The following is a 20287-nucleotide window of genomic DNA, read 5'->3' on the forward strand; positions in this document are numbered from 1 at the left end:
CGCGCATCGAGGCTCGGGGAGGGTACGTGGGCGAGGCCACCATACGGTTGAACCGGCTCGGGCTCGAACGCGGACGCATGTGGCAGGCCGCGCTGGCCGCCGTCGCGATCGCGCTGCCGATGGCGCTGTGGATCGGTTTCGAGCGCGCCGTCGGTGACACCCGCGAGCAGCTCGTACACGGCGAGACGATCACGCTCGAGTCGTATCCGATCGACGACGCCGAGCTCCAGTTCCTGCCTCCGGGCAGCGGCTGGAGCGCCGACCTGACCCTCTCGCGCTACCGCATCACCCTCGACCGCGGCCAAGTCAGCGCCACCGTCCAGGTGGACACCGGCGTGGACAGCCTCCGCCGCCTCCTCGACCGGCGCGTCGAGTGGTTCACCACCATCCAGCCGGGCGTCTCCGCGATCAACGTGCGCGAATACCACAATCCGATCAACGGCCTCGACGGCTACCGCGCCGACCTGTACGGACGCAATATCAACGGATCGATCGTCGTCGTGGGCAACGGCGAGGGCGCCGCCGCCACCGTCATCACCATCGCGCCCTCCGGCCAGCTCGCCGACAGCGTCGCCGGCGCGGACGACTTCGTCTCGAGTTTCGTGCTGGGCGGCGCATGAACGTCACCACCGAACGCGTCGTCATCGAGAGCCAGGGCGCCTTCATCCGCGTCAGACGCCCCGCCTACTGGCTCTACGTCGCCTGCCTGATCTTCGGCCTCATCGGCCTCGGCCGCGTCCTGTCGCCCGAATACGGCGACATCGCCGGAGCCCTGTGGGCCTCCGTCGCCATCAACGGCGCCCTCGCCATCGTGTTCCTGTGGATCCTCGCCCGCCTCGACCTGTTCGAGCGCGAACCGGTCACCGTGCGCGCCGCCGCGATGTGCTGGGGCGGTCTGGCCGCCGTCTCGTTCGCCATCATCGCCAACGACGCCGCCCTCGTAGTCCTCGCCGAGATCATGGACCCCGCATGGGCGCGCACGTGGGGCCCGGCCATCGCCGGGCCCCTCAACGAGGAGTGGCTCAAGGCCGTCGGCGTGATCATCCTCGTGCTCATCGTCCGCGAGCACTTCGACCGGTCGATCGACGGGCTCATCTACGGCGCCCTGGTCGGCCTCGGCTTCCAGGTCGTCGAGAACCTCACGTACGCGATCAACTTCGCCGTGCTCAACCCCAACTCGGACTGGGCCGGCTCGATGAGCGTCACCTTCACCCGCGTGCTGGTCGCCGGCCCCTGGTCGCACCCGCTGTACACGGGCACCGCCGGGCTCGGCATCGCCTTCCTCGTGACCCAGGTCCGCCGGCCCCGGCGCACGCGCATCGCGGTCGCCGTCGGCCTGTTCGCGCTGGCGATCGCCATGCACGCGCTGTGGAACCTGCCGGTGCCGCCGGGCCTGAAGTCGTGGGTGACGATCCCGCTGACCTACGGCAAGGGCCTGATCATCCTGGCGCTGTTCTTCGTGCTGTACCACTTCGCGGCGCGCGCCGAGTGGCGCTGGTTCGTGACGACCATGTCCGACCAGCCCGAGTCGGTGATCACCACTGAGGACCTGACGACGATGCGGTCGCTGCGCAGCCGCCGCAAGGCACGCAACGAGGCCGCCAGGCAATGGGGCAAGCGCGCCGCGCAGCTGCGCGGCCGGCTCCAGCGCGAGCTCGTGCGCCTGGCGGCGATTCTGGCCCGCGAGCAGCGCCGCGACTCGGACGCCGACGACGCCCCGGACGTGGCCGCCGTGAAACGCAACATCGCCGCGCTCCGCGCCGAGCTCGCCGAGGTCATCCGCTCCGGCGGCTGAGGGCCGCTACTCGTCGATCGGCGTCTTGCTCGCGGTCGGCTCCTGCGACGGGCTCTTGGTCGGGCTCGGCGTCTCCGTGGGCGTCTCGCTCGGCGACGGCTCGGGCGTCGTCGGGGCCTCGCTCGGCTCGGGCGATCCGGGCGAGGGCTCAGCGGTGTCGCTCTCGGGGGGCGTGTCGCCGGTCGGCTTCTCGATCGGCGTCAATCCCGGCGCCCCGGCGGGCGCCCCGGCCTGCCCGTTCGTCGCGCCGCCTCCGCCCGGCGCGGTGTGTCCGGGCTCGGTCGACGCGGCCGCTTCCGAGGGGCTCTCGGTGTCGGCGCCGCCGGACGCCGCCGGTGAGGACTCCGGCTCGGCGTCCTGGCCCTGCGTGTCCGAACCGAAGCCGAACCAGCCGTCGGTGACGCCCGAGCCCTCCTCCTCGGACTGCAAGCCGATGTACTCCGGGACGGGGGAGCGCATCAGCACCCCGGTGGTCATGACACCGCCCGCGACCGTCGCCACGGCCAGCACGCCGAGGCGCCGGAACCGTTTGGAACGGCGCACGTCGTAACCGATCGATCGAATCGCGCCCTTGGTCTCGCGCCCGATGGCGCCGAAGAGTCCCACAGAAATCCCCCCACAGTTCGTTGTCGTCTGCTGTGGGGATCAACGAGCGGGCTGCCGCTCGGTGACTGTGCGTCACCCGTGCGAGGTGAGTTTCGTCCGTTTGGGCGAACCCTAACGGGCGTAGGGCCGGTCCCGTGCGTCAGCAATCGCGCTTCACCGCGCCGACGAGCAGACCGGCGAAGACCTCGAGCGCGGCCGGGTCGACGTCGGCCCGCGACGCCTCCAGCGCGGCCCCGGCCCGCGCGGCGAGCGATTCGATCCGGTGCTCGGTGTCCGCCAGCGCGCCGGTGTCCATCAGGATCGCCCGCAGCCGCTCCACGCCGGCCTCGTCGAGCTCGGGGTCGCCGAGCCCGGCGTCCAGCGCCGAACGCTGGACGTCGTCGGCCACGGCCCAGGCCCGGGCGACAAGGAACGTGTGCTTGCCCTCGCGCAGGTCGTCGCCGGCGGGCTTGCCGGTCTGCGCTGGGTCGCCGAAGACGCCGAGGATGTCGTCGCGCAGCTGGAACGCCTCGCCCAGCGGCAGCCCGATGCCGGTGTAGTGGGCGCGGACCGTCTCGCCGGCCCCGGCCAGGGACGCGCCGATCAAGAGCGGGCGCTCGATCGTGTACTTCGCTGACTTGTAGCGGGCCACCTTCGCGGCGGTGTCCTCGGAGACGTCGCGGCGGACCTCGGAGAGCACGTCCAGGTACTGCCCGGCGCTCACCTCGGTGCGCATGAGGTCGAAGTCGGCCCTGGCGGCGGCGACGGCCTCGAACGGCATGCCCGCCGAGCACAGCAGCTCGTCCGACCAGGCCAGGCACAGGTCGCCCAGTAGGATCGCCGCGGCGGTGCCGAACTCCTCGGGCCGGCCCGACCAGCCCTCGCGTTCGTGCAGGGCCGTGAAGCGCCGGTGGATCGAGGGAGCCCCGCGGCGGGTGTCCGAGCCGTCGATGAGGTCGTCGTGCATGAGCGCCGCGGCCTGGAGCAGCTCCAGCGACGCGACGCAGGCGACCAGCTCGTCGGAGTCCGCCAGGCCCGCGCCTCGCGCGCCCCAGTAGGCGAACGTGGGCCGGACGCGCTTGCCGCCGTTCAGCACGAAGGCGTGGACGGCGTCGGCGTAGGCGCCGAGGCTGTCGTCGATACCGCGGATCACGCCGGCCTGCCGGTCGAGGAACGCGGTCAGGGCGGATTCGATCCGGTGTTTGAGCTCCACGCCACGACCCTAGGAGACCGCCGGGCCGTCTCAACTATTGGGTGGGCTCGCGTGCACGTCAGAACACGTGTTCCCGACTCGTTACCGTTGATCTATGACCCATGGAGTCGCCTCAGTGATGCCGCAGCAGACCGCCAAGATCGGTGATCTGCTCCGTTCGGGCACCCCAAGGTTCTCCTTCGAGATGTTCCCGCCCCGCTCCGAGAAGGACGAGGCGACGCTGTGGCGCACGGTGCGAGCCCTGGAGAGCCTGGGCGCCGACTTCGTCTCGGTCACCTACGGCGCCGGCGGCTCGACCAGGGTGAAGACGGTCGAGACCACCGAGCGGATCAACGCCGAGACGACACTGCTGACGATGGCGCACTGCACCGCGGTCGACCACTCGGTCGCCGAGCTGCGCAACCTCATCGGGCACTTCGCGAACGTCGGCGTCCGCAACATCCTGGCGCTGCGCGGGGACCCGCCCGGGGACCCCCGGGCCGAATGGGTCCCGCACCCCGAGGGCCTGCGCTACGCCCGCGACCTGGTCGAGCTCATCAAGTCCTCCGGTGATTTCTGCGTCGGCGTCGCCGCCTTCCCCGAAGGCCACCCCAGGGACGTGGACTGGGAGACCGGCGTGCGCCATTTCGTCGACAAGTGCCGCGCCGGCGCCGACTTCGCCATCACCCAGATCTTCTTCGACGCCGAGGACTACCTGCGCCTGCGCGACGCGGTCGCCGCGGCCGGGTGCGACATCCCGATCGTCCCCGGCATCATGCCCGTCACGAACATCAAGCAGATCGAGCGCTTCGCGATCCTCACCGGCATGGGCTTCCCCGAGACGCTCGCCGAGCGGCTGCGCGCGGTCGCCCACGACCGCGACGCGATCCGCGACATCGGTGTCGAGGTGGCGACCGGCCTCGGGGCGAGGCTCCTCGCCGAGGGCGCGCCCGGCCTGCACTTCACCACGCTGAACCACTCCAGGTCGACCCGCCGGGTATGGCACAACCTCAACGGCGCCAAGGCTTGGGACGAACGAAGCGCGTGAGCGCCCGATCTCGTAAAGTGGTGCGGTATGTCCGATGCTGTGCGACCGGTCCCGGTGCGGTCTGCTAGAACAACATCCATGCACACGCGAGTGCCCGCCGACTCCCTTGTGGGCAGGGCGATCCTCTCAACGCGGCTTCAGCCCGGAGCCGTCGTCGGCCTCGGGCTGATCGCCGGTCTCCTGGTGCCGGTGGCCGCCCTCCTCGGCGGCCCGATCGTCCTCGCCACCGTCCCGCTGATAGGTGCCACCGCCCTCGCCGACGCCTCCTACGCGCTGCTGGCCGCCCGCTCGACGCGGCTGTCCCGGCGGGTGCTCGTGTTCGAACCGCTCGCGGGCCGGCTCTCCGAGGCCGCCTGGCTCCTCGCCCTGTGGTTCCTCGGAGCGCCCGGCTGGGCCGTCTGCGTCACCGGGGCTCTGAGCTGGATCTACGTTCAGACCCGCTCGCGCGCCCGCCAGGTCGGCCTGCGCGATCTCGGCATGACGACCTTGGGGGAGCGGTCGGTGCGCACCCTGACCGTCGCCCTCGGCTTCGCCGCGGCCGGCGTCGTCGCCGTCGCGGGAGGGCCCGCCTACGCCGACTGGATCTCCGGGGCCGTCACCTTCGCCGTCACCGCCTGGCTGCTCATGGCCGCGCTCGGACTGCTCCAGCTGGTCATCGTCGTCTCGGCGGCGCTGCGCAACGAGTGACCGGCCACATCCGGTGGAATGCCCGGCACCGCACGGGCGTTGCACCGGCCATGCACATCGAAGTATGGGCCGACGTGATCTCGCCCGAGGCACTGTCGGCGAAGGAGCAGCTCGCATCGGCGCTGGCCGGCCGTGGCCGTGGTGAATCAGCCCCCCGCGAGCTCGCCGAGGACGTCGAAGTCATCTGGCGGCCGCACCCGTCCGACGACAGCGACGCCCAGCGGCTCGTGCACCTCGCCTACACCGACGGCGGGCCCGCCCTCCAGGACGCCGTGGTCGCCAAGATCCTCGCGGCGCGGTACCGCGAAGGCGCGGACGTCACCGACATCGACGTCCTCGGACGCCTGTCGACCGAGGCGGGCTTCGCCCAGGGCGCGGCGATGCTGCGCACCGACTCCGGCAAGCGCGGCGTCGAGGAGCAGCGCCTGCGCGGCAAGGCCATCGGCGTCACGGTCGTGCCCACGTTCACCCAGGCCGACCGCATCCTCGAGGCCCCCGACGTCGACGAGCTCGCGGCGTTCTGCGACGTGGACGAGGAACGCGCGGTCCCCGAGGAGACGCAGCGCCTGCGGCACGCCGAGGCGCTCTTGGGCCAGCGCGACCCGATCGGGGCGCTGCGGCTCATCGAGCCGCTCCTGCGCGACCACCCGGGGCACCCCGACGTGGTGCAGCTGGCGGCGCGGGCCTACTTCAAGTCCGCGCAGTTGAACAAGGCGCTGGTGCTGGCCGAGGCCATGGTCGAGGTCAACCCGGCCGACTTCTTCGCCAGGCGGCTGCTGGGCCGGACTCTGGAGCGGCTGGGCCGCTCCGATGAGGCCCGGGCGCACCTGCGGCTGATCGACGAGGTCGTCGAGGAGTAGCGATGATTCGAACACCGCGGCGAATTCGTGGTGTCGAACACGGGTCCACGGGCCGCGCACCGCACGGTGCGCGGCCCGTCTCGTTGCGCGGCAACGTTAAAGCTGTCAGATTCGAGACAGAACGTAGTGTATCGCTGATTTCGCGTGACATTGGGGGTTCAAAATGTCGGACCCTTGTGGTTCCATAAATGTCGAACGCAAGTTCGAACAAGGTTATGGAGGCCCTCATGGCAGCTTCTCGACCAGGAGCCACACGGACGTCTCCCCGCCTGATCCAGGCCGGGACCGTCAAGAACTCGCGCCTGCGCATCCCCGCGGACCAACTCCCCAACCGCTCCCCGCTGCAACTGCTCGCCACCGCCCGCACCGACCTCGACGATGCCGCCGAGCAGATGCGCCCCGGCCAGCGTTACGCCGAGGCCCACATGGCGGCCCTGCGTGTGGCGGCGGCCGTCCTCGCCGTGCGGGCGGGCGACGTCGCCGGCCGCAGGCGTCCCGGGCGTCCCTCCAGCACCTGGGAGCTCCTCGCGGCGGCCGCCCCCGAGCTGGAGGAGTGGGCCTCGCACTTCTCGAGGACGGCTCGCAAGCGCGTGCTCGCCCAGGCCGGCATCCCCGACATCGTCACCTCCGAGGAGGCCGACACGATCGTCGCCGACGCCCGCCGCTTCCTCGACGTGGTCATCCGCCTCCTGGGCTTCAACGCGCTGGCGCACTGAGCTGGCACCGGAGTCCCGGTGAGCCGCTTCACTGGCGCAGCGGGTCAGGACACCGGGCACGGCACGCCTGCGTGGCTGGTGACCGCGCGGTTATACGATTGCTGCCGGTGCTGGGCATTCGAGAGAATGAACCGGCAAAGCCGACAATCGTCTAACGGAACCTCCCGAGGAGTTTTGAGCCCGTGTATCGGACACACCTCGCCGGCACGTTGAGTGCCGCTGACGTCGACCAGCAAGTCACCCTCGCCGGATGGGTGGCGCGGCGCCGCGATCACGGCGGGGTGGAGTTCATCGATCTTCGCGACGCCTCGGGCGTCGTTCAGGTCGTCTTCCGCGACTCCGAGGCGGCCAAGGTCGCCCACGAACTGCGCAACGAGTTCTGCATCGAGATCACCGGCGTCGTCGCCAGGCGCCCGGCCGGCAACGAGAACCCCGACCTGCCCACCGGTGAAGTCGAGGTCTCCGCCGAGTCCCTCACCGTCCTGTCCGAGGCCGCGCCGCTGCCGTTCCAGATCGACGACCACATCGACGTCTCCGAGGACGTGCGCCTGCGCCACCGCTACCTCGACCTGCGGCGCACCGGCCCCAACCGGGCGATCCGCCTGCGCTCCCGGGCCAACCACATCGCGCGCAACCTCCTGGTCGAGGACGGCTACGTCGAGATCGAGACGCCGACGCTGACCCGGTCCACGCCCGAGGGCGCCCGGGACTTCCTCGTGCCCGTGCGCCTCCAGCCCGGCTCCTGGTACGCCCTGCCGCAGTCCCCGCAGCTGTTCAAGCAGCTGCTCATGGTCGGCGGCTTCGAACGCTACTTCCAGATCGCCCGCTGCTACCGCGACGAGGACTTCCGCGCCGACCGCCAGCCCGAGTTCACCCAGCTCGACATCGAGGCCTCCTTCGTCGACCAGGAGGACGTCATCGACCTCGGCGAGCGCATCGTCGCCGCCCTGTGGAGCGAGCTGGCCGACTACGAGCTGCCGCGCCCGCTGCCCCGGCTCACCTGGCACGACGCCATGGACCGCTACGGCTCGGACAAGCCGGACCTGCGCCTCGGCCAAGAGCTCGTCGAGCTCACCGAATACCTGAACGGCACCGAGTTCCGCGTCTTCTCAGGCGCCATCGAGGCAGGCGGCTACGTCGGCGCGGTCGTCATGCCCGGCGGCGCCTCGCAGACCCGCAAGGAGCTCGACGCCTGGCAGGACTGGGCCAAGGCACGCGGCGCCAAGGGCCTCGCCTACGTCGTCTTCAACCCCGAGACCGGCGAGCCCAAGGGCCCGGTCGCCAAGAACCTGTCCGAGGAGCACCTGGCCGGTCTCGCCGACGCCGTCGGCGCCAAGGCCGGCGACGCGGTCTTCTTCGCCGCCTCGGCCGAGCGCCGCGAGGCCCAGGAGCTGCTCGGCGCGGCCCGGCTCGAGATCGGACGGCGCTGCGGACTCATCGACGAGGACGCCTGGGCGTTCTGCTGGGTCACCGACGCCCCCATGTTCGAGCCCACCGACGACGGCGGCTGGACGGCCATCCACCACCCGTTCACCGCACCCAACCCCGAGTGGGTCGACAAGTTCGAGATCGACCCGGGCAGCGCCCTGACCTACGCCTACGACATCGTCTGCAACGGCAACGAGCTCGGCGGCGGGTCCATCCGTATCCACGACGGCAAGGTCCAGAGCCGCGTCTTCGACGTCCTCGGCCTCACGCACGAGGAGGCGCGGGAGAAGTTCGGCTTCCTGCTGGAGGGCCTGAAGTACGGCGCGCCGCCGCACGGCGGCATCGCCCTCGGCTGGGACCGGGTCTGCGCGATCCTGGCGGGCGCCGACTCGATCCGCGAGGTCATCGCCTTCCCGAAGACCGGCGGCGGCTACGACCCGCTGACCGCGGCGCCGACGCCGATCACGCCCGAACAGCGCGCGGAGGCGGGTATCGACTTCGTACCCGAAACCGATGCGGACGGCCTGAACGAGTAGTCATACGATGCATGGTGAGCGGCTCGGGCCTGCGGCTCGGGCCGCGTCGCCGTTTTCGATGCGCGTGCACAGTCGCCCCTCAAGCACTTCCAAGAGGTAGGAGCCTCGTGGGCTGTGATCATGCCCCGCGTATTGACTGATATATGTAACAACCGGCCGATGCAGGAGTAAGAGGAGCGGTACGACGTGCAGAGCGGGACCTTGGTGGCGGGTCGCTATCGATTGGACGAACGGCTTGCCGCCGGTGGCATGGGCGAGGTCTGGAAGGGCTTCGACACCAGGCTGGGCCGCAGCGTCGCCATCAAGATACTCCATGCTGGACTCTCGAGCAACGACAAGTTCCGCGCCCGCTTTCAGCTCGAAGCCAGAGCCGTCGCCGCCCTCCAGTCCCCGGGGATCGTGGCCCTCTACGACTACGGCGAGGAGACCGGTGACGACGGGCTGGTGTCGTACCTGATCATGGAACTCGTCAGGGGCACCTCCCTGGCCGAGATACTGCGTGAGCGCGGCGCGCTCCCGCCCGACGAGGTCATGACGATCGTCGCGACCGCGGCCGACGCCCTCGAGACCGCCCACCGCGCCGACATCATCCACCGCGACATCAAGCCCGCGAACCTCCTGGTCGAGGAGGACGGCTCGGTCAAGATCGTCGACTTCGGCATCGCCTCGGCCCGCGGCGCCTCCGGGCTGACCGAGACCGGCACCGTCATGGGCACCCTCGCCTACGCCTCGCCCGAGCAGCTCAACGGCGCGGAGCTGACCGGCGCGACGGACCTGTACTCACTGGGCGTCGTCGCCTACGAGGCCCTGATGGGCCAGCCGCCGTTCGTCTCGGACACGCCCGTGGCGGTCATGAACGGTCACATGACCCAGGCCCCGCCGCCGCTGTCGCGCGACATCCCGCCGGGAGTCGCCCAGGTCGTGCTCCAGGCGCTCCAGAAGGACCCGCAGGCGCGGTACGCCTCGGCGTCCGACATGGCCCGCTCCGCCCGCGAGGGCAGGGTCGTGACCGGTGGCATCCCGGTGGCGTCGCCGTCCACCCCTCAGGACGGCGCCACACAGCTCATCGGGGCCGGCGCGGCCGCCCACGGCGCGACCGCGGCTCAGCCGACCGGTGCGATGGATCCGGGCGCCGAGAACAAGAACCGCGCCGTGCCGTGGCTCCTCACCGGCGCGGTGACCGCTGCGGTCATCCTCATCGTGACGCTCATCTTCCTGCTGCCGTGGGCGGGGGGCGGTTCCAAGGGGGAGGTCAATACCGAGGACACGACGCTCGAGATGTCGCCGACGCGCTCCGAGTCGCCCAGCGAGCGGGAGACGAACGAGCAGGAGACCGACGACTGGGACGACAACGACGACAGCAACGAGCCCAACTTCGACGAAACCCCCTCCGAGACGCCGACGGAGTCCGACTCACCGACCGAGTCCGAGTCGCCGACAGGCGACGGTGAGACTGACTCGCCTTCCCCTGGAGGCGGCGACGACGACAATGGCGGCGGTGATGACGACGACGACGGCGGCGGCGGTGACCAGAGTGAGTCCCCGAGCCCCGGCGGCGGCAGCCAGTCGCCGACCGGAGAATCGAGCCAGCAACCCACCTGAGCCCGGGACGACGGCCCTGGTGCGCTAGCCCTCCTCGCCGTCGATCGCCGGATACCGCATCAGCACGTCGTCTCCCGAGCCGTTGGACGTGGTCACCCACAGCCAGCCGTCCGGAGACACCTCGACCGTCCGGATGCGCCCGATCTCGCCTTCCAGCACCGCGAGCGGCTCGCCGGCCTCGCCGCCGAGCACCGGCACCGTCCAGAGACGCTGGCCGCGCAGCGACGCGATGTACATGACGTCGTCGACGATCTCCGCCCCCGAGGGCGACGCCTCGGCGGGCCTCCAGGTCACCAGCGGGTCGACGTACTCACCGCCCCCGCCGGTGCCCTCGACGACCGGCCAGCCGTAGTTCCCGCCGGCCTCGATGTGGTTGAGCTCGTCCCACGTGTTCTGTCCGAACTCGCTGGCGTACATCTCGCCGTCCGAGCCCCACGCGAGGCCCTGGACGTTCCGGTGCCCCCAGCTGTAGACCAGAGAGCCCTCGAACGGGTTGTCCTCGGGCACCGAGCCGTCGGGATCGGCCCGCAGGATCTTGCCGCCGAGGCTGTCGAGGTCCTGGGCGTTGGCCGTGTCGTTGGCGTCGCCGGTGGAGATGTAGAGCTTGCCGTCGGGCCCGAAGGCCAGGCGACCGCCGTTGTGGTTCAGCGCCGAGGGGATGCCGGTGATGATCGGCTCCGGGGCGAAGTCCTCGATCGTGAAGCGCACGACCCGGTTGTCCGCTTCGGTCGAGTGGTACGCGTAGATGTAGCCGTCCTCCTCGTAAGTGGGGGAGACGGCCAATCCCAGCAGCCCGCGCTCGTCGTACTGGCCCTCGGGCGGCGGGACGCCGATGCCGCCGATGACCTCCGGATTGCCGAAGCCCCGGTAGCGGAGAACGGCGCCGCTGTCGCGGTCGGAGACGAGGGCATGGCCGTTCGGCAGGAACGCCAGTCCCCACGGGATCGAGAGCCCTTGGGCCACGGCCTGCCCGTTCTCGAAGTCGAATCCGGCCTGCTGCGCCGGCTCGACCTGGTCGGGCTGCGCTTGCGCCACTGCGGTGCCGACGCCCATGATCGCGGCGGCGATCATGGCTCCAGCGACCATCAATTTGCGTCGCATGGTTTCTCCTTCGCTCTCAGTGCCGGTGTGAGGTAGCGACACGATTGATATCGATGGATATCTATGGAATCGCCATAGTACGCAGCTTTTGCACCTGATGTCCAGGTACGTGCGGCACTTTCGGGCACACCGGCACACCGGCGCACCGGAGCGCACCGCGGCTCGGCTGTAGGCTGTGGGGGTAGGAGACCAACCCCCGCGAAACTGGAGGACGCCGATGTCTACCGCCACCACCCGCCGCCTCGTCGGCGCATCCGCGATTCCCGCGCTCGCCCTCGGCCTCGCCGCCTGCACCTCCGGTTCGTCGGAGTCGGGCTCGGAGTCGGGCGACGACGCGGCGGCGCAGCCGAGCCCCCAGCAACTGGTTCTCGCCTCCTACGAGGGCCTGAACGAGGATTCCTACAAGATGGAGTCCACGATGACCGTCAACGACCTCGAATTCATGACGATGACGAACTCGGTCGAGGGTGAAGCCATGCGGGCCACCCAGGACATGCAGATGAGCGTGATCCTCGAGGCCACCGGCGACGACTACTCCTCGGACCCCGAGATGGCCGAGATGATGGAGCAGATGTTCTCCGACACGCGCACCGAGTCGATCCTGGTCGACGACGTCCTCTACATGCAGCTGTCCGGCGGCATGTTCGCGTCGATCACCGAGGAGTTCGGCGAGGACGCCTGGTTCACCATCGATCTCGCCGAGGACGGCCGGGTCAGCGACGTCTACGAACAGTTCGGCAGCTTCGACCTGGCCTCGCAGACCGAGACCTTGCTGACCGAGCTCTCCGACGTCGAGGAGACCGCGGACGGCGTCTACACCGGCACGCTCAGCGCGGACTCCGAGGCCATGCAGTCGATGCTCGGCGCCACCGGCGGCGCCTCCTCGGCGGTCGACGGCACCGAGGTCACCATCACCGTCGACGACGAGGGCCTGCTCGAGACCATGGAGATGGCCTTCCCCGAGACCGACGGCATGACCATGAACCTCGTCAGCGAGATCGTCGAGGTCGGCGGCGAGTACGGCATCGCCGCGCCCGACTCGGACAACATCCACTCCTTCGACGACTTCGCCGGAGCGATGCCGGAGTAACGCTCGCATCAGCGCCGGAACCGACCGGCCGCCGGGGCGGAGGTCCCGGCGGCCGGTCGCATTCGTCGGTCCGGCTACTTCGCCGTCTCCTCTTCGAGGTCCTCGGACGGGGAGTTCCGCGCCGGACCCTTGCGGTCCGGCCAGACCGCGGCCAGGCCGCGGGCGGCCTCGACGATCATCCAGACGGCAAGGACGAGGATGATCGCGTCCAGCGGCGCGAGCACCCACTCACCGGCCTCGATGAAGTTGCGCAGGTTGATGATCAGCGCCCACGTCGTCATCGAGACCAGGAACACCAGCGGGATCAGCAGCGCGATCGGGTTGGCGCGCCGCTTGGTCACCCACACCGCGATGACCGCCAGCGCCAGGCCGGCCAGCAACTGGTTCGTGGTCCCGAACAACTGCCACAGCACTCCGAAGGCGTACCCGGCGTCCTCGCCGCCGGGCATGAGCGCCAAGGCCAGCGGGATCGCCACGGCGATGAGGCCGGCCAAGGTCAGGTTGCTCTGCAGTCGCCGCCATCCGACGAGGTGCGCGATCTCCTGGACGACGTACCGCTGCAGTCGGACACCGGTGTCCATCGTGGTCGCGGCGAACGAGATGACGACGACGGCCGCGAAGATGACCGCGTAGTCCAGCGGGATGCCGAGGTTGTTCGCGAAGGATGCCACGCCGGCGACGAAGTTGCCCGCCGCCCCGCCGGAGGCCGAGTCCCAGCTGGAGTAGACCGTGTTCCAGTCCGCCTGGGTCGCCGCGACGCCCGCGCCGACCGCGAGGATGGAGCACAGCGCGAGCGTCCCCTCGCCGATCGCGCCGCCGTAGCCGACGTATCGGGCGTCGGTCTCCTTGTCGAGCTGCTTGGCCGTGGTGCCGGAGGAGACCAGGCAGTGGAAGCCGGAGATCGCGCCGCAAGCGATAGTGATGAACAAGAACGGGAAGATGCTCGGTGTGTCCGCGGGGACGTCGTTGATCGCCGGGGCGACCATGGTCTCCCAGCCGATCCCTACGCCCAGAAGCACGACCGCGAGCGCGATGTAAAGCTGGTGGGAGTTGATGTAGTCCCGCGGCTGGAGCAGGATCCACACCGGGATGCGCGAGGCGAGGAACGTGTACACGAACAGGATGACGATCCACACGTTGCGCGTCTGCTCGACGCCGATCGCCTCGGCGAAGCCGGTGATGTCGACCGGGACGGCTTGGCCGACCCAGATGAGCAGGTACAGGGCGGCTACACCGAGCAGGCTGGGCACCAACGCGGCACTGCGTTTGCGATATATGTAATAGCCGATGGCGATCGCGATGGGGATCTCGCCGAAGATCGGGATGACCGCCCCCGGATTGGCCACGAGCAGGTTGCCGATGACCACCGCGAACACGGCGTTGACCAGGGTCAGCAGGAAGAAGATGATGACCAGGAACAGCGTCCCGGCCCTGGCCCCGACCACGTCCTTGGTGAGCGTGCCGATGCCCCTGGCCCGGTGCCGCACCGACAGGACGAGCGAGCCGAAGTCGTGGACGCCGGCGGCGACGATGGTGCCGACGACGATCCACAGCAGGGCCGGAAGCCAGCCCCAGAAGATGGCGATGGCCGGTCCGACGATGGGGGCGGCACCGGCGACCGACGTGAAGTGGTGGCCGAACAGCACGTGTTTGTTGGTCGGGACGAAGTCGACGCCGTCGTTGAAGCGGTGAGCGGGGGTGACGTAGTCGGGGTCGAGCCGGTAGACCTTTTCGGAGAGGTAGCGCGAGTAGTAGATGAAGCCACAGGCGAAGAGGGCGAGAACTGAGATCGCCAGTACGAATGCGGGCATGGGCAGGCCTCCAGTTGCAATTGTGACCCAGGTAACTCAACGGTTATGACACCGTAAATCTGAGGAAACAGCGGTGTCAATGCTTGAGCGCCGCAAAATGCCCCGAATGCTCGTGTCACCCGATATCCGCGCCCCTGTGCGGTGTGAACGCTCGCTCCACGCTGCGAGCAACCACCGGTGATGCGTTCTGCACGCGCAGATGGCTTACGCTGGTTTCGTTATGGATGCACCAGGGTTGTTCGAATTGGCCGAGCCTTCCGAGCCGTCGAGGTCCGGCGTCGCCGGGACCGGCACGTCCTCGGGCGACGAGCCCCTGGCCGTCCGGATGCGGCCGGTGACCCTCGACGAACTCGTGGGCCAGGACCACCTGCTCACCCCCGGGTCCCCGCTGCGGCAGGTCGTCGAGGGCGGCCAGCCCATGTCGGTCATCCTCTGGGGGCCGCCCGGCTCTGGCAAGACCACCATCGCCCACCTCGTCGCCCAGTCCGACGACCGGCGCTTCCGCGCCATGTCCGCCCTCAACTCCGGGGTCAAGGACGTCCGCGCCGCCATCGAGGAGGCCCGGCGCGTGCGCCGCACCGGTGGACCCCAGACCATCCTGTTCATCGACGAGGTCCACCGCTTCACCAAGACCCAGCAGGACTCCCTGCTCGGCGCCGTCGAGGACCGCACCATCACCCTTCTCGCCGCCACCACCGAGAACCCCTACTTCTCCGTGGTCGCGCCGCTGGTCAGCCGCTGCGTCCTGCTGACGCTCCGCGAACTCGGCGACGTCGACGTCGGCACCGTCGTCGACCGCGCCGTGGCCTCCCCGCGCGGCCTCGACAAGGCCGTCGAACTCACCGACGAGGCCCGCGATCACCTCGTCCGCACCGCCGGCGGCGACGCCCGCAAGGCCCTCACCGCCCTCGAGGCCGCCGCCGCGACCGCTGCCGCGGAGGACGAGCCGCGAATCACGGTCGCCGTCGTCGAGGCCGCCATCGACACCGCCGCCGTCCGCTACGACCGCGACGGCGACGGCCACTACGACGTCGCCAGCGCGCTCATCAAGAGCCTGCGCGGCTCCGACGTGGACGCCGCCATGCACTACCTCGCGCGAATGATCGTCGCCGGCGAGGACCCGCGATTCATCGCCCGCCGCCTGGTCATCTTCGCCTCCGAGGACGTCGGCATGGCCGACCCTGCCGCCCTCCAGACCGCCACCGCCGCCGCGACCGCGGTCGAGCGCATCGGCCTGCCCGAGGCGCGCATCAACCTCGCCCAGGCCGTCGTCCACCTCGCCACGGCCCCCAAGTCCAACGCCGTCATCACCGCGATCGACGAGGCCATCGGCGACGTCCGCTCCGGCAAGATCGGACCCGTCCCGGCCGAGCTGCGCGACGCCCACTACAAGGGCTCGGCCGAGCTCGGCCACGGCACCGCCTACGTCTATCCGCACAACGACCCCCGCGGCGTCGTCCCGCAGCGCTACGCGCCCGACGTCGTCGCCGGGCACGACTACTACCGGCCCACCAGGCACGGCGCCGAAGGCGAGATCGCCGACCGGCTCGAGAAGCTGCGCCGGATCGTCCGCAAGCAGGACGATGACTGACGATCCGCGGATACCGCCGCGCGGGGCCCCCGATCCGATCTCCGAGGCGCTGGCGACCACCGGCAACCGCATCGAGCGGCTGCGCAGGACCGTCCTGGCCGTCGCCGGCGCGGCCGTGCTCCTGGTCGCCGCGGTCCTGTGGGCCGGTCGGGCGTTCACCTTGGACCCGACGCGCCGGGCCGTCGACGAGCTCGAGGTGCCGGCTTGGGCGGCCACGGCCGTCGGGGACGAGACCTACGGGAACCGCTGGTGCCTGGGGGAGTGTCGCGTGCGGGTGCGCACGTGGGCCTCTGAGGGCACAGTGGAGGACACGGCGAACGAATACTGGCAGGCGCTGCTGCGGAACGGCTGGATTCCGGCCGACGAGGAGATGTGCGTCGGCGCCGAAGGCGAGGGCGGATGCTACGTGCGCGACGAGTTGTTCATGGAGCTGTGGGTGGTGCCCGTGGCCTGCGAGGACCGCTACGAATTGTGCGTCGGTTCGGAGGTGACCGCGGTGGTCGCCTCCCAGGCGGCGCTGCCCAGGCTCATCGAGGATCGGCGCGCCGCAGTGGAATCGGGATCGGCTTAGCCGACTCCAAGCAGCCCCGTTGCGTTTTCTGTCCGGGTCTGCAAGGTAAGGTCGGGGCTGCGCTGCTCATGCGCGAGAGCCAGGAATCAACTTAGGACCGCACTATCGCGGTCAATTCTTCGTCGAGGGGGAAGCTGTGTCGGAGGAGACGTTGGCATTGGAATTCACCACGGTGAGTCTGTGGGAGATCGGCGTCCTATTCGCGGGAGTCGGGTTCTTCATATTCTGCGTATGGATCGCGTTCAGACTCGTCCAGCGACTCGGCGGCACGGTCAATCGGCTCAATCGCACGCTCGACAAGGTCGACCGCGAGATCGGCCCGCTCCTGCACAACGTGAACACCACCGTCACGAGCGTCAACACGAATCTGGCGCAGGTCGAGGGCGAACTGGAGAAGGTCGGCGTCATCACCGACAACGCCTCCCATCTGACGTCGAACGTCGCCAACATCACCAGCCTGGTCACCGCCGCGGTCGGCTCGCCGCTGGTGAAGGTCGCGGCCCTCGGCTTCGGTCTGCGCTCGGCGGTCAAGAGGCGCGGCCAGGAAGTCGACGAAGAGCAGGTCCGGCGGATGGTCGAGGCCTCCAAGCAGAACAAGCGCGAACGCAAGGCGGCCAAGAAGGCCCGCACACGCGGCAATTAGCTTGAGGAGTAGCAGTGTTCAAGCGGATGATCTGGGTAGGCATCGGCGTGGCCGTCGGCGTCGTGGTCGTGCGAAAGCTCACCAAGGCAGCCGAGTCGGTCACTCCCGGCGGGGTCGCCGACCGTGTGAGCGGCGCCGGTGCTGAAATGAGGGAATCGTTCAGGGCATTCTGGTCCGACGTCTCGGAGGCGAAGCGGGCCAAGGAGAGCGAACTGTTCGATGCCATGGAGCGCGGCGAGGACATCACGCCGCTGCTCGCTGAAGAGGAAGACGACGCCGAGGCCGAGCACGGCCGGTAGCAGCACTGAAGGAGGTGCCCCATGGAGACCGCTGAAATCCGTCGCCGGTTTCTGAAGTTCTTCGAGTCCAACGGCCATACGGTGGTTCCCAGCGCACCCCTGCCTGCCATCGACGACCCCAACCTGCTGTTCATCAACGCGGGCATGGTCCAGTTCGTGCCGTACTTCCTCGGCCAGGCCGCGCCGCCGTGGCACACCGCGACCTCGATCCAGAAGTGCCTGCGCACGCCCGACATCGAAGAGGTCGGCAAGACCTCACGCCACGGCACGTTCTTTCAAATGAACGGCAACTTCTCCTTCGGGGACTACTTCAAGGAGCAGGCGATCCGCTACGCCTGGGACCTGACGACCGGTTCGGTCGAGTCCGGCGGCTTCGGCCTCGACGGCGACCGCATCTGGGCGACGGTCTATCTCGACGACGACGAGTCGATCGACATCTGGCACAAGCAGATCGGTCTTCCGCTCGACCGCATCGTGCGTCGCGGCCAGGCCGACAACATGTGGTCGATGGGCATTCCCGGCCCCTGCGGCCCCTGCTCGGAGCTGTACTACGACCGCGGCCCGGACTACGGGCCCGAAGGCGGACCCGAGGTCGACGAGGACCGGTTCATCGAATTCTGGAACCTCGTGTTCATGCAGCAGGCGCGGGGCGCGGGCCCGGCGAAGGAGAACTACGAGATCCTCGGCGACCTGCCGAAGAAGAACATCGACACCGGCATGGGCATGGAGCGCATGGCCTCCATCCTCCAGGGCGTCGACAACATGTACGAGACCGACCAGGTCCGTCCGCTGATCGACAAGACCGCGGAGCTGACCGGCAAGCGCTACGGCGTCTCGACCTCGCACCTGGCCTCCGAGTCGCATCCCGACGACGTCCGCTTCCGGATCGTCGCCGACCACGTCCGGTCCAGCCTCATGCTCATCGGCGACGGCGTCGTGCCCTCCAACGAGGGCCGCGGCTACGTCCTGCGCCGGATCATGCGCCGCGCGATCCGCGCGATCCGCCTGCTCGGCTACGACAAGCCCGCGCTGCCCGAGCTGCTGCCGGTCGCCCGCGACCGGATGTCGCCGTCCTACCCCGAGCTCGCCGAGGACTTCGAGCGCATCGCCTCCTACGCGTACAACGAGGAGGAGGCGTTCTTGTCGACGCTCAAGCGCGGCACCGAGATCCTCGACATGGCGGTCACCGAGACCAAGCGGTCCGGCGGCGGGTCCCTCGAGGGGACGAAGGCGTTCGAGCTGCACGACACGTACGGCTTCCCGATCGACCTCACGCTCGAGATGGCCGAGGAGCAGGGCCTGGCGGTCGACGAGGAGGGCTTCCGCCGCCTCATGAGCGAGCAGCGGCGCCGCGCGAAGGCCGACGCCGAGGCCCGCAAGACCGGCCACGTCGACCTGTCGGTCTACCACGAGATCCGCGACTCTGGCGGCGCGTCCCAGTTCACCGGCTACACCGAGGACAGCCGCGAGACCGATGTGCTCGCGATCGTCGGAGCCGGCGGCCGGGTCCGCGACGCCGAGGTCGGCGACGAGGTCGAGATCGTCCTCAAGGCGACCCCGTTCTACGCCGAGGGCGGCGGCCAGCAGGCCGACACCGGCCGCATCACCGTCGGCTCTGGCGAAGTAGAGGTCTACGACGTCCAGTCGCCGGTCTCCGGGCTCATCGTGCACAAGGCCAAGGTCGTGCGCGGCGGCATCGTCGAGGGCGACAACGCCTACGCGGCGATCGACCGGCGCCGGCGTGGGGCGATCAGCCGCGCCCACACCGCGACGCACCTGGTGCACACCGCGATGCGGAACTTCCTGGGGGAGTCGGCGACCCAGGCGGGCTCGCTCAACGCGCCCGGGCGACTGCGTTTCGACTTCAACACGCCCGGCCAGGTGCCGGGGTCGGTGCTCACCGACGCCGAGCAGCAGGTCAATGAGATCTTGGAGCACGACCTCCAGGTCAAGGCGTTCACCACGTCCATGGCCGAGGCCAGGGCGCTGGGCGCGATGGCGCTGTTCGGCGAGAAGTACGGCGACGAGGTCCGGGTCGTCGAGGTGGGCGACTACGCTCGCGAGCTGTGCGGCGGGACGCACGCGAACCGCTCGGGCCAGCTCGGCGTCGTCAAGTTCCTCTCCGAGTCCTCCATCGGCTCCGGGGTGCGCCGGGTCGAGGCGCTCGTCGGCATCGACGCGTTCCAGTTCCTCGCCAGGGAGCACGCGCTCGTCAACCAGCTCGCCGGGCTCTACAAGGTGCCCTCCGAGCAGGTCAAGGACCGCGTCGAGGCGACGATCGCGCAGCTCAAGGACGCCGAGAAGGAGCTCGCGCAGCTGCGCAGCCAGATCGTGCTCTCCAAGGCCGCCGATTACGCGAACGAGGCGAAGCAGGTCGGGGCGGTGAAGGTCGCGAGCGTCAAGGCTCCCGACGGCACCAAGGGCGGGGACGTGCGCCGGCTGGCGATGCAGATCCGCTCCCACCTGCCCGAGGCCGAGCCCGGCGTCGCGGCGGTCGTCGCCACCGCCGGCGGCAAGGCCAGCGTCGTCGTCGGCGTCAACGCCGCGGCGAAGGCCCAGCACGTCAGCGCGGCCGAGCTCGTCAAGTCGGCCCTGTCGGGCCGCGGCGGCGGCAACGACGACATCGCCCAAGGCGGCGGCGTCCCCGCCGCGCAGGCCGACCAGCTGCTCGACGACATCGTTCGCGCGCTCGCCGAGTAGGACCACGTGACCATCGACGACTCCGGCCCCGG

General features: G+C 69.7%; 18 protein-coding genes. 14 read left to right on the forward strand and 4 right to left on the reverse strand.

Features of this window, described 5'->3' with window-relative positions; genetic code table 11:
* Window positions 1-26 precede the first annotated feature (26 nt).
* Both ACYVK3_RS19385 and ACYVK3_RS19390 read left to right on the forward strand, forming a co-directional pair.
* On the forward strand, window positions 27-620 hold the full coding sequence (locus ACYVK3_RS19385) for a hypothetical protein (protein WP_460498987.1): 594 nt from the start codon (window positions 27-29) through the stop codon (window positions 618-620).
* Entirely contained in the window at window positions 617-1795 is a 1179-nt protein-coding gene (locus ACYVK3_RS19390) for a PrsW family intramembrane metalloprotease (protein ID WP_460498988.1), read from the forward strand. The genes ACYVK3_RS19385 and ACYVK3_RS19390 overlap by 4 nt, the downstream gene beginning before the upstream one ends.
* Window positions 1796-1801: 6 nt before the next feature.
* Here the strand turns inward: ACYVK3_RS19390 and ACYVK3_RS19395 are convergent, their stop codons facing one another.
* Both ACYVK3_RS19395 and ACYVK3_RS19400 read right to left on the reverse strand, forming a co-directional pair.
* Entirely contained in the window at window positions 1802-2401 is a 600-nt protein-coding gene (locus ACYVK3_RS19395) for a hypothetical protein (protein WP_460498989.1), read from the reverse strand.
* A gap of 139 nt (window positions 2402-2540) precedes the next feature.
* Window positions 2541-3593, reverse strand: a complete 1053-nt coding sequence (locus ACYVK3_RS19400; protein ID WP_460498990.1) for a polyprenyl synthetase family protein — start codon at window positions 3591-3593, stop codon at window positions 2541-2543.
* Between the two features lie 94 nt (window positions 3594-3687).
* Here ACYVK3_RS19400 and metF point away from each other — a divergent pair, with 94 nt between their 5' ends.
* From metF to ACYVK3_RS19430, 6 genes are all read left to right on the forward strand, one after another.
* Window positions 3688-4620, forward strand: coding sequence for a methylenetetrahydrofolate reductase [NAD(P)H] (metF, locus tag ACYVK3_RS19405; RefSeq protein WP_460498991.1), 933 nt, complete (start codon window positions 3688-3690; stop codon window positions 4618-4620).
* Window positions 4621-4698: 78 nt separating this feature from the next.
* Window positions 4699-5307, forward strand: coding sequence for a hypothetical protein (locus ACYVK3_RS19410; RefSeq protein ID WP_460498992.1), 609 nt, complete (start codon window positions 4699-4701; stop codon window positions 5305-5307).
* Window positions 5308-5357: 50 nt separating this feature from the next.
* Complete coding sequence (locus ACYVK3_RS19415) at window positions 5358-6167, forward strand: tetratricopeptide repeat protein (RefSeq protein WP_460498993.1); 810 nt, start codon at window positions 5358-5360, stop codon at window positions 6165-6167.
* Between the two features lie 227 nt (window positions 6168-6394).
* Window positions 6395-6883 (forward strand): SAV_6107 family HEPN domain-containing protein, encoded by a 489-nt coding sequence (locus tag ACYVK3_RS19420; RefSeq protein WP_460498994.1) that lies wholly within the window; start codon window positions 6395-6397, stop codon window positions 6881-6883.
* A 182-nt stretch (window positions 6884-7065) separates the two neighbouring features.
* Entirely contained in the window at window positions 7066-8847 is a 1782-nt protein-coding gene (gene aspS / locus ACYVK3_RS19425) for an aspartate--tRNA ligase family protein (RefSeq protein WP_460498995.1), read from the forward strand.
* Window positions 8848-9033: 186 nt separating this feature from the next.
* Entirely contained in the window at window positions 9034-10449 is a 1416-nt protein-coding gene (locus ACYVK3_RS19430) for a serine/threonine-protein kinase (protein ID WP_460498996.1), read from the forward strand.
* A gap of 24 nt (window positions 10450-10473) precedes the next feature.
* Here the strand turns inward: ACYVK3_RS19430 and ACYVK3_RS19435 are convergent, their stop codons facing one another.
* A complete protein-coding gene (locus ACYVK3_RS19435) occupies window positions 10474-11550 on the reverse strand; it encodes a PQQ-dependent sugar dehydrogenase (protein ID WP_460498997.1) in 1077 nt (358 codons plus the stop codon).
* A 217-nt stretch (window positions 11551-11767) separates the two neighbouring features.
* Between ACYVK3_RS19435 and ACYVK3_RS19440 the strand changes: the two genes are divergently transcribed.
* Entirely contained in the window at window positions 11768-12640 is an 873-nt protein-coding gene (locus tag ACYVK3_RS19440) for a hypothetical protein (RefSeq protein ID WP_460498998.1), read from the forward strand.
* A gap of 74 nt (window positions 12641-12714) precedes the next feature.
* On the opposite strand, the gene ACYVK3_RS19445 is transcribed toward ACYVK3_RS19440, so the two are convergent.
* The gene (locus ACYVK3_RS19445) at window positions 12715-14451 is read right to left on the reverse strand and encodes a carbon starvation CstA family protein (protein WP_460498999.1); all 1737 of its coding nucleotides are present in this window, start codon (window positions 14449-14451) and stop codon (window positions 12715-12717) included.
* Window positions 14452-14671: 220 nt separating this feature from the next.
* Between ACYVK3_RS19445 and ACYVK3_RS19450 the strand changes: the two genes are divergently transcribed.
* From ACYVK3_RS19450 to alaS, 5 genes are all read left to right on the forward strand, one after another.
* On the forward strand, window positions 14672-16042 hold the full coding sequence (locus tag ACYVK3_RS19450) for a replication-associated recombination protein A (protein ID WP_460499000.1): 1371 nt from the start codon (window positions 14672-14674) through the stop codon (window positions 16040-16042).
* Window positions 16035-16613 carry a hypothetical protein gene (locus ACYVK3_RS19455; RefSeq protein ID WP_460499001.1) on the forward strand — a complete coding sequence of 193 codons (579 nt, stop codon included), beginning with the start codon at window positions 16035-16037 and terminating at the stop codon, window positions 16611-16613. Before ACYVK3_RS19450 ends, ACYVK3_RS19455 begins: the two co-directional genes overlap by 8 nt.
* A gap of 157 nt (window positions 16614-16770) precedes the next feature.
* Entirely contained in the window at window positions 16771-17256 is a 486-nt protein-coding gene (locus ACYVK3_RS19460) for a DUF948 domain-containing protein (RefSeq protein ID WP_460499002.1), read from the forward strand.
* 14 nt (window positions 17257-17270) lie between these two features.
* Complete coding sequence (locus ACYVK3_RS19465; RefSeq protein WP_460499003.1) at window positions 17271-17555, forward strand: hypothetical protein; 285 nt, start codon at window positions 17271-17273, stop codon at window positions 17553-17555.
* Between the two features lie 21 nt (window positions 17556-17576).
* Window positions 17577-20255, forward strand: a complete 2679-nt coding sequence (gene alaS, locus ACYVK3_RS19470; protein WP_460499004.1) for an alanine--tRNA ligase — start codon at window positions 17577-17579, stop codon at window positions 20253-20255.
* The last annotated feature ends 32 nt before the right edge of the window (window positions 20256-20287 follow it).

The organism is Glycomyces tarimensis (genome assembly GCF_054776215.1).

Coding starts and splice junctions, on each gene's coding strand:
- ACYVK3_RS19445 (WP_460498999.1), bottom strand. CDS start 14,451: ATGCCCGCATTCGTACTGGCGATCTCAGTTCTCGCCCTCTTCGCCTGT.
- ACYVK3_RS19390 (WP_460498988.1), top strand. CDS start 617: ATGAACGTCACCACCGAACGCGTCGTCATCGAGAGCCAGGGCGCCTTC.
- ACYVK3_RS19435 (WP_460498997.1), bottom strand. CDS start 11,550: ATGCGACGCAAATTGATGGTCGCTGGAGCCATGATCGCCGCCGCGATC.
- ACYVK3_RS19440 (WP_460498998.1), top strand. CDS start 11,768: ATGTCTACCGCCACCACCCGCCGCCTCGTCGGCGCATCCGCGATTCCC.
- metF (WP_460498991.1), top strand. CDS start 3,688: ATGACCCATGGAGTCGCCTCAGTGATGCCGCAGCAGACCGCCAAGATC.
- ACYVK3_RS19410 (WP_460498992.1), top strand. CDS start 4,699: ATGCACACGCGAGTGCCCGCCGACTCCCTTGTGGGCAGGGCGATCCTC.
- alaS (WP_460499004.1), top strand. CDS start 17,577: ATGGAGACCGCTGAAATCCGTCGCCGGTTTCTGAAGTTCTTCGAGTCC.
- ACYVK3_RS19420 (WP_460498994.1), top strand. CDS start 6,395: ATGGCAGCTTCTCGACCAGGAGCCACACGGACGTCTCCCCGCCTGATC.
- ACYVK3_RS19450 (WP_460499000.1), top strand. CDS start 14,672: ATGGATGCACCAGGGTTGTTCGAATTGGCCGAGCCTTCCGAGCCGTCG.
- ACYVK3_RS19415 (WP_460498993.1), top strand. CDS start 5,358: ATGCACATCGAAGTATGGGCCGACGTGATCTCGCCCGAGGCACTGTCG.
- ACYVK3_RS19455 (WP_460499001.1), top strand. CDS start 16,035: ATGACTGACGATCCGCGGATACCGCCGCGCGGGGCCCCCGATCCGATC.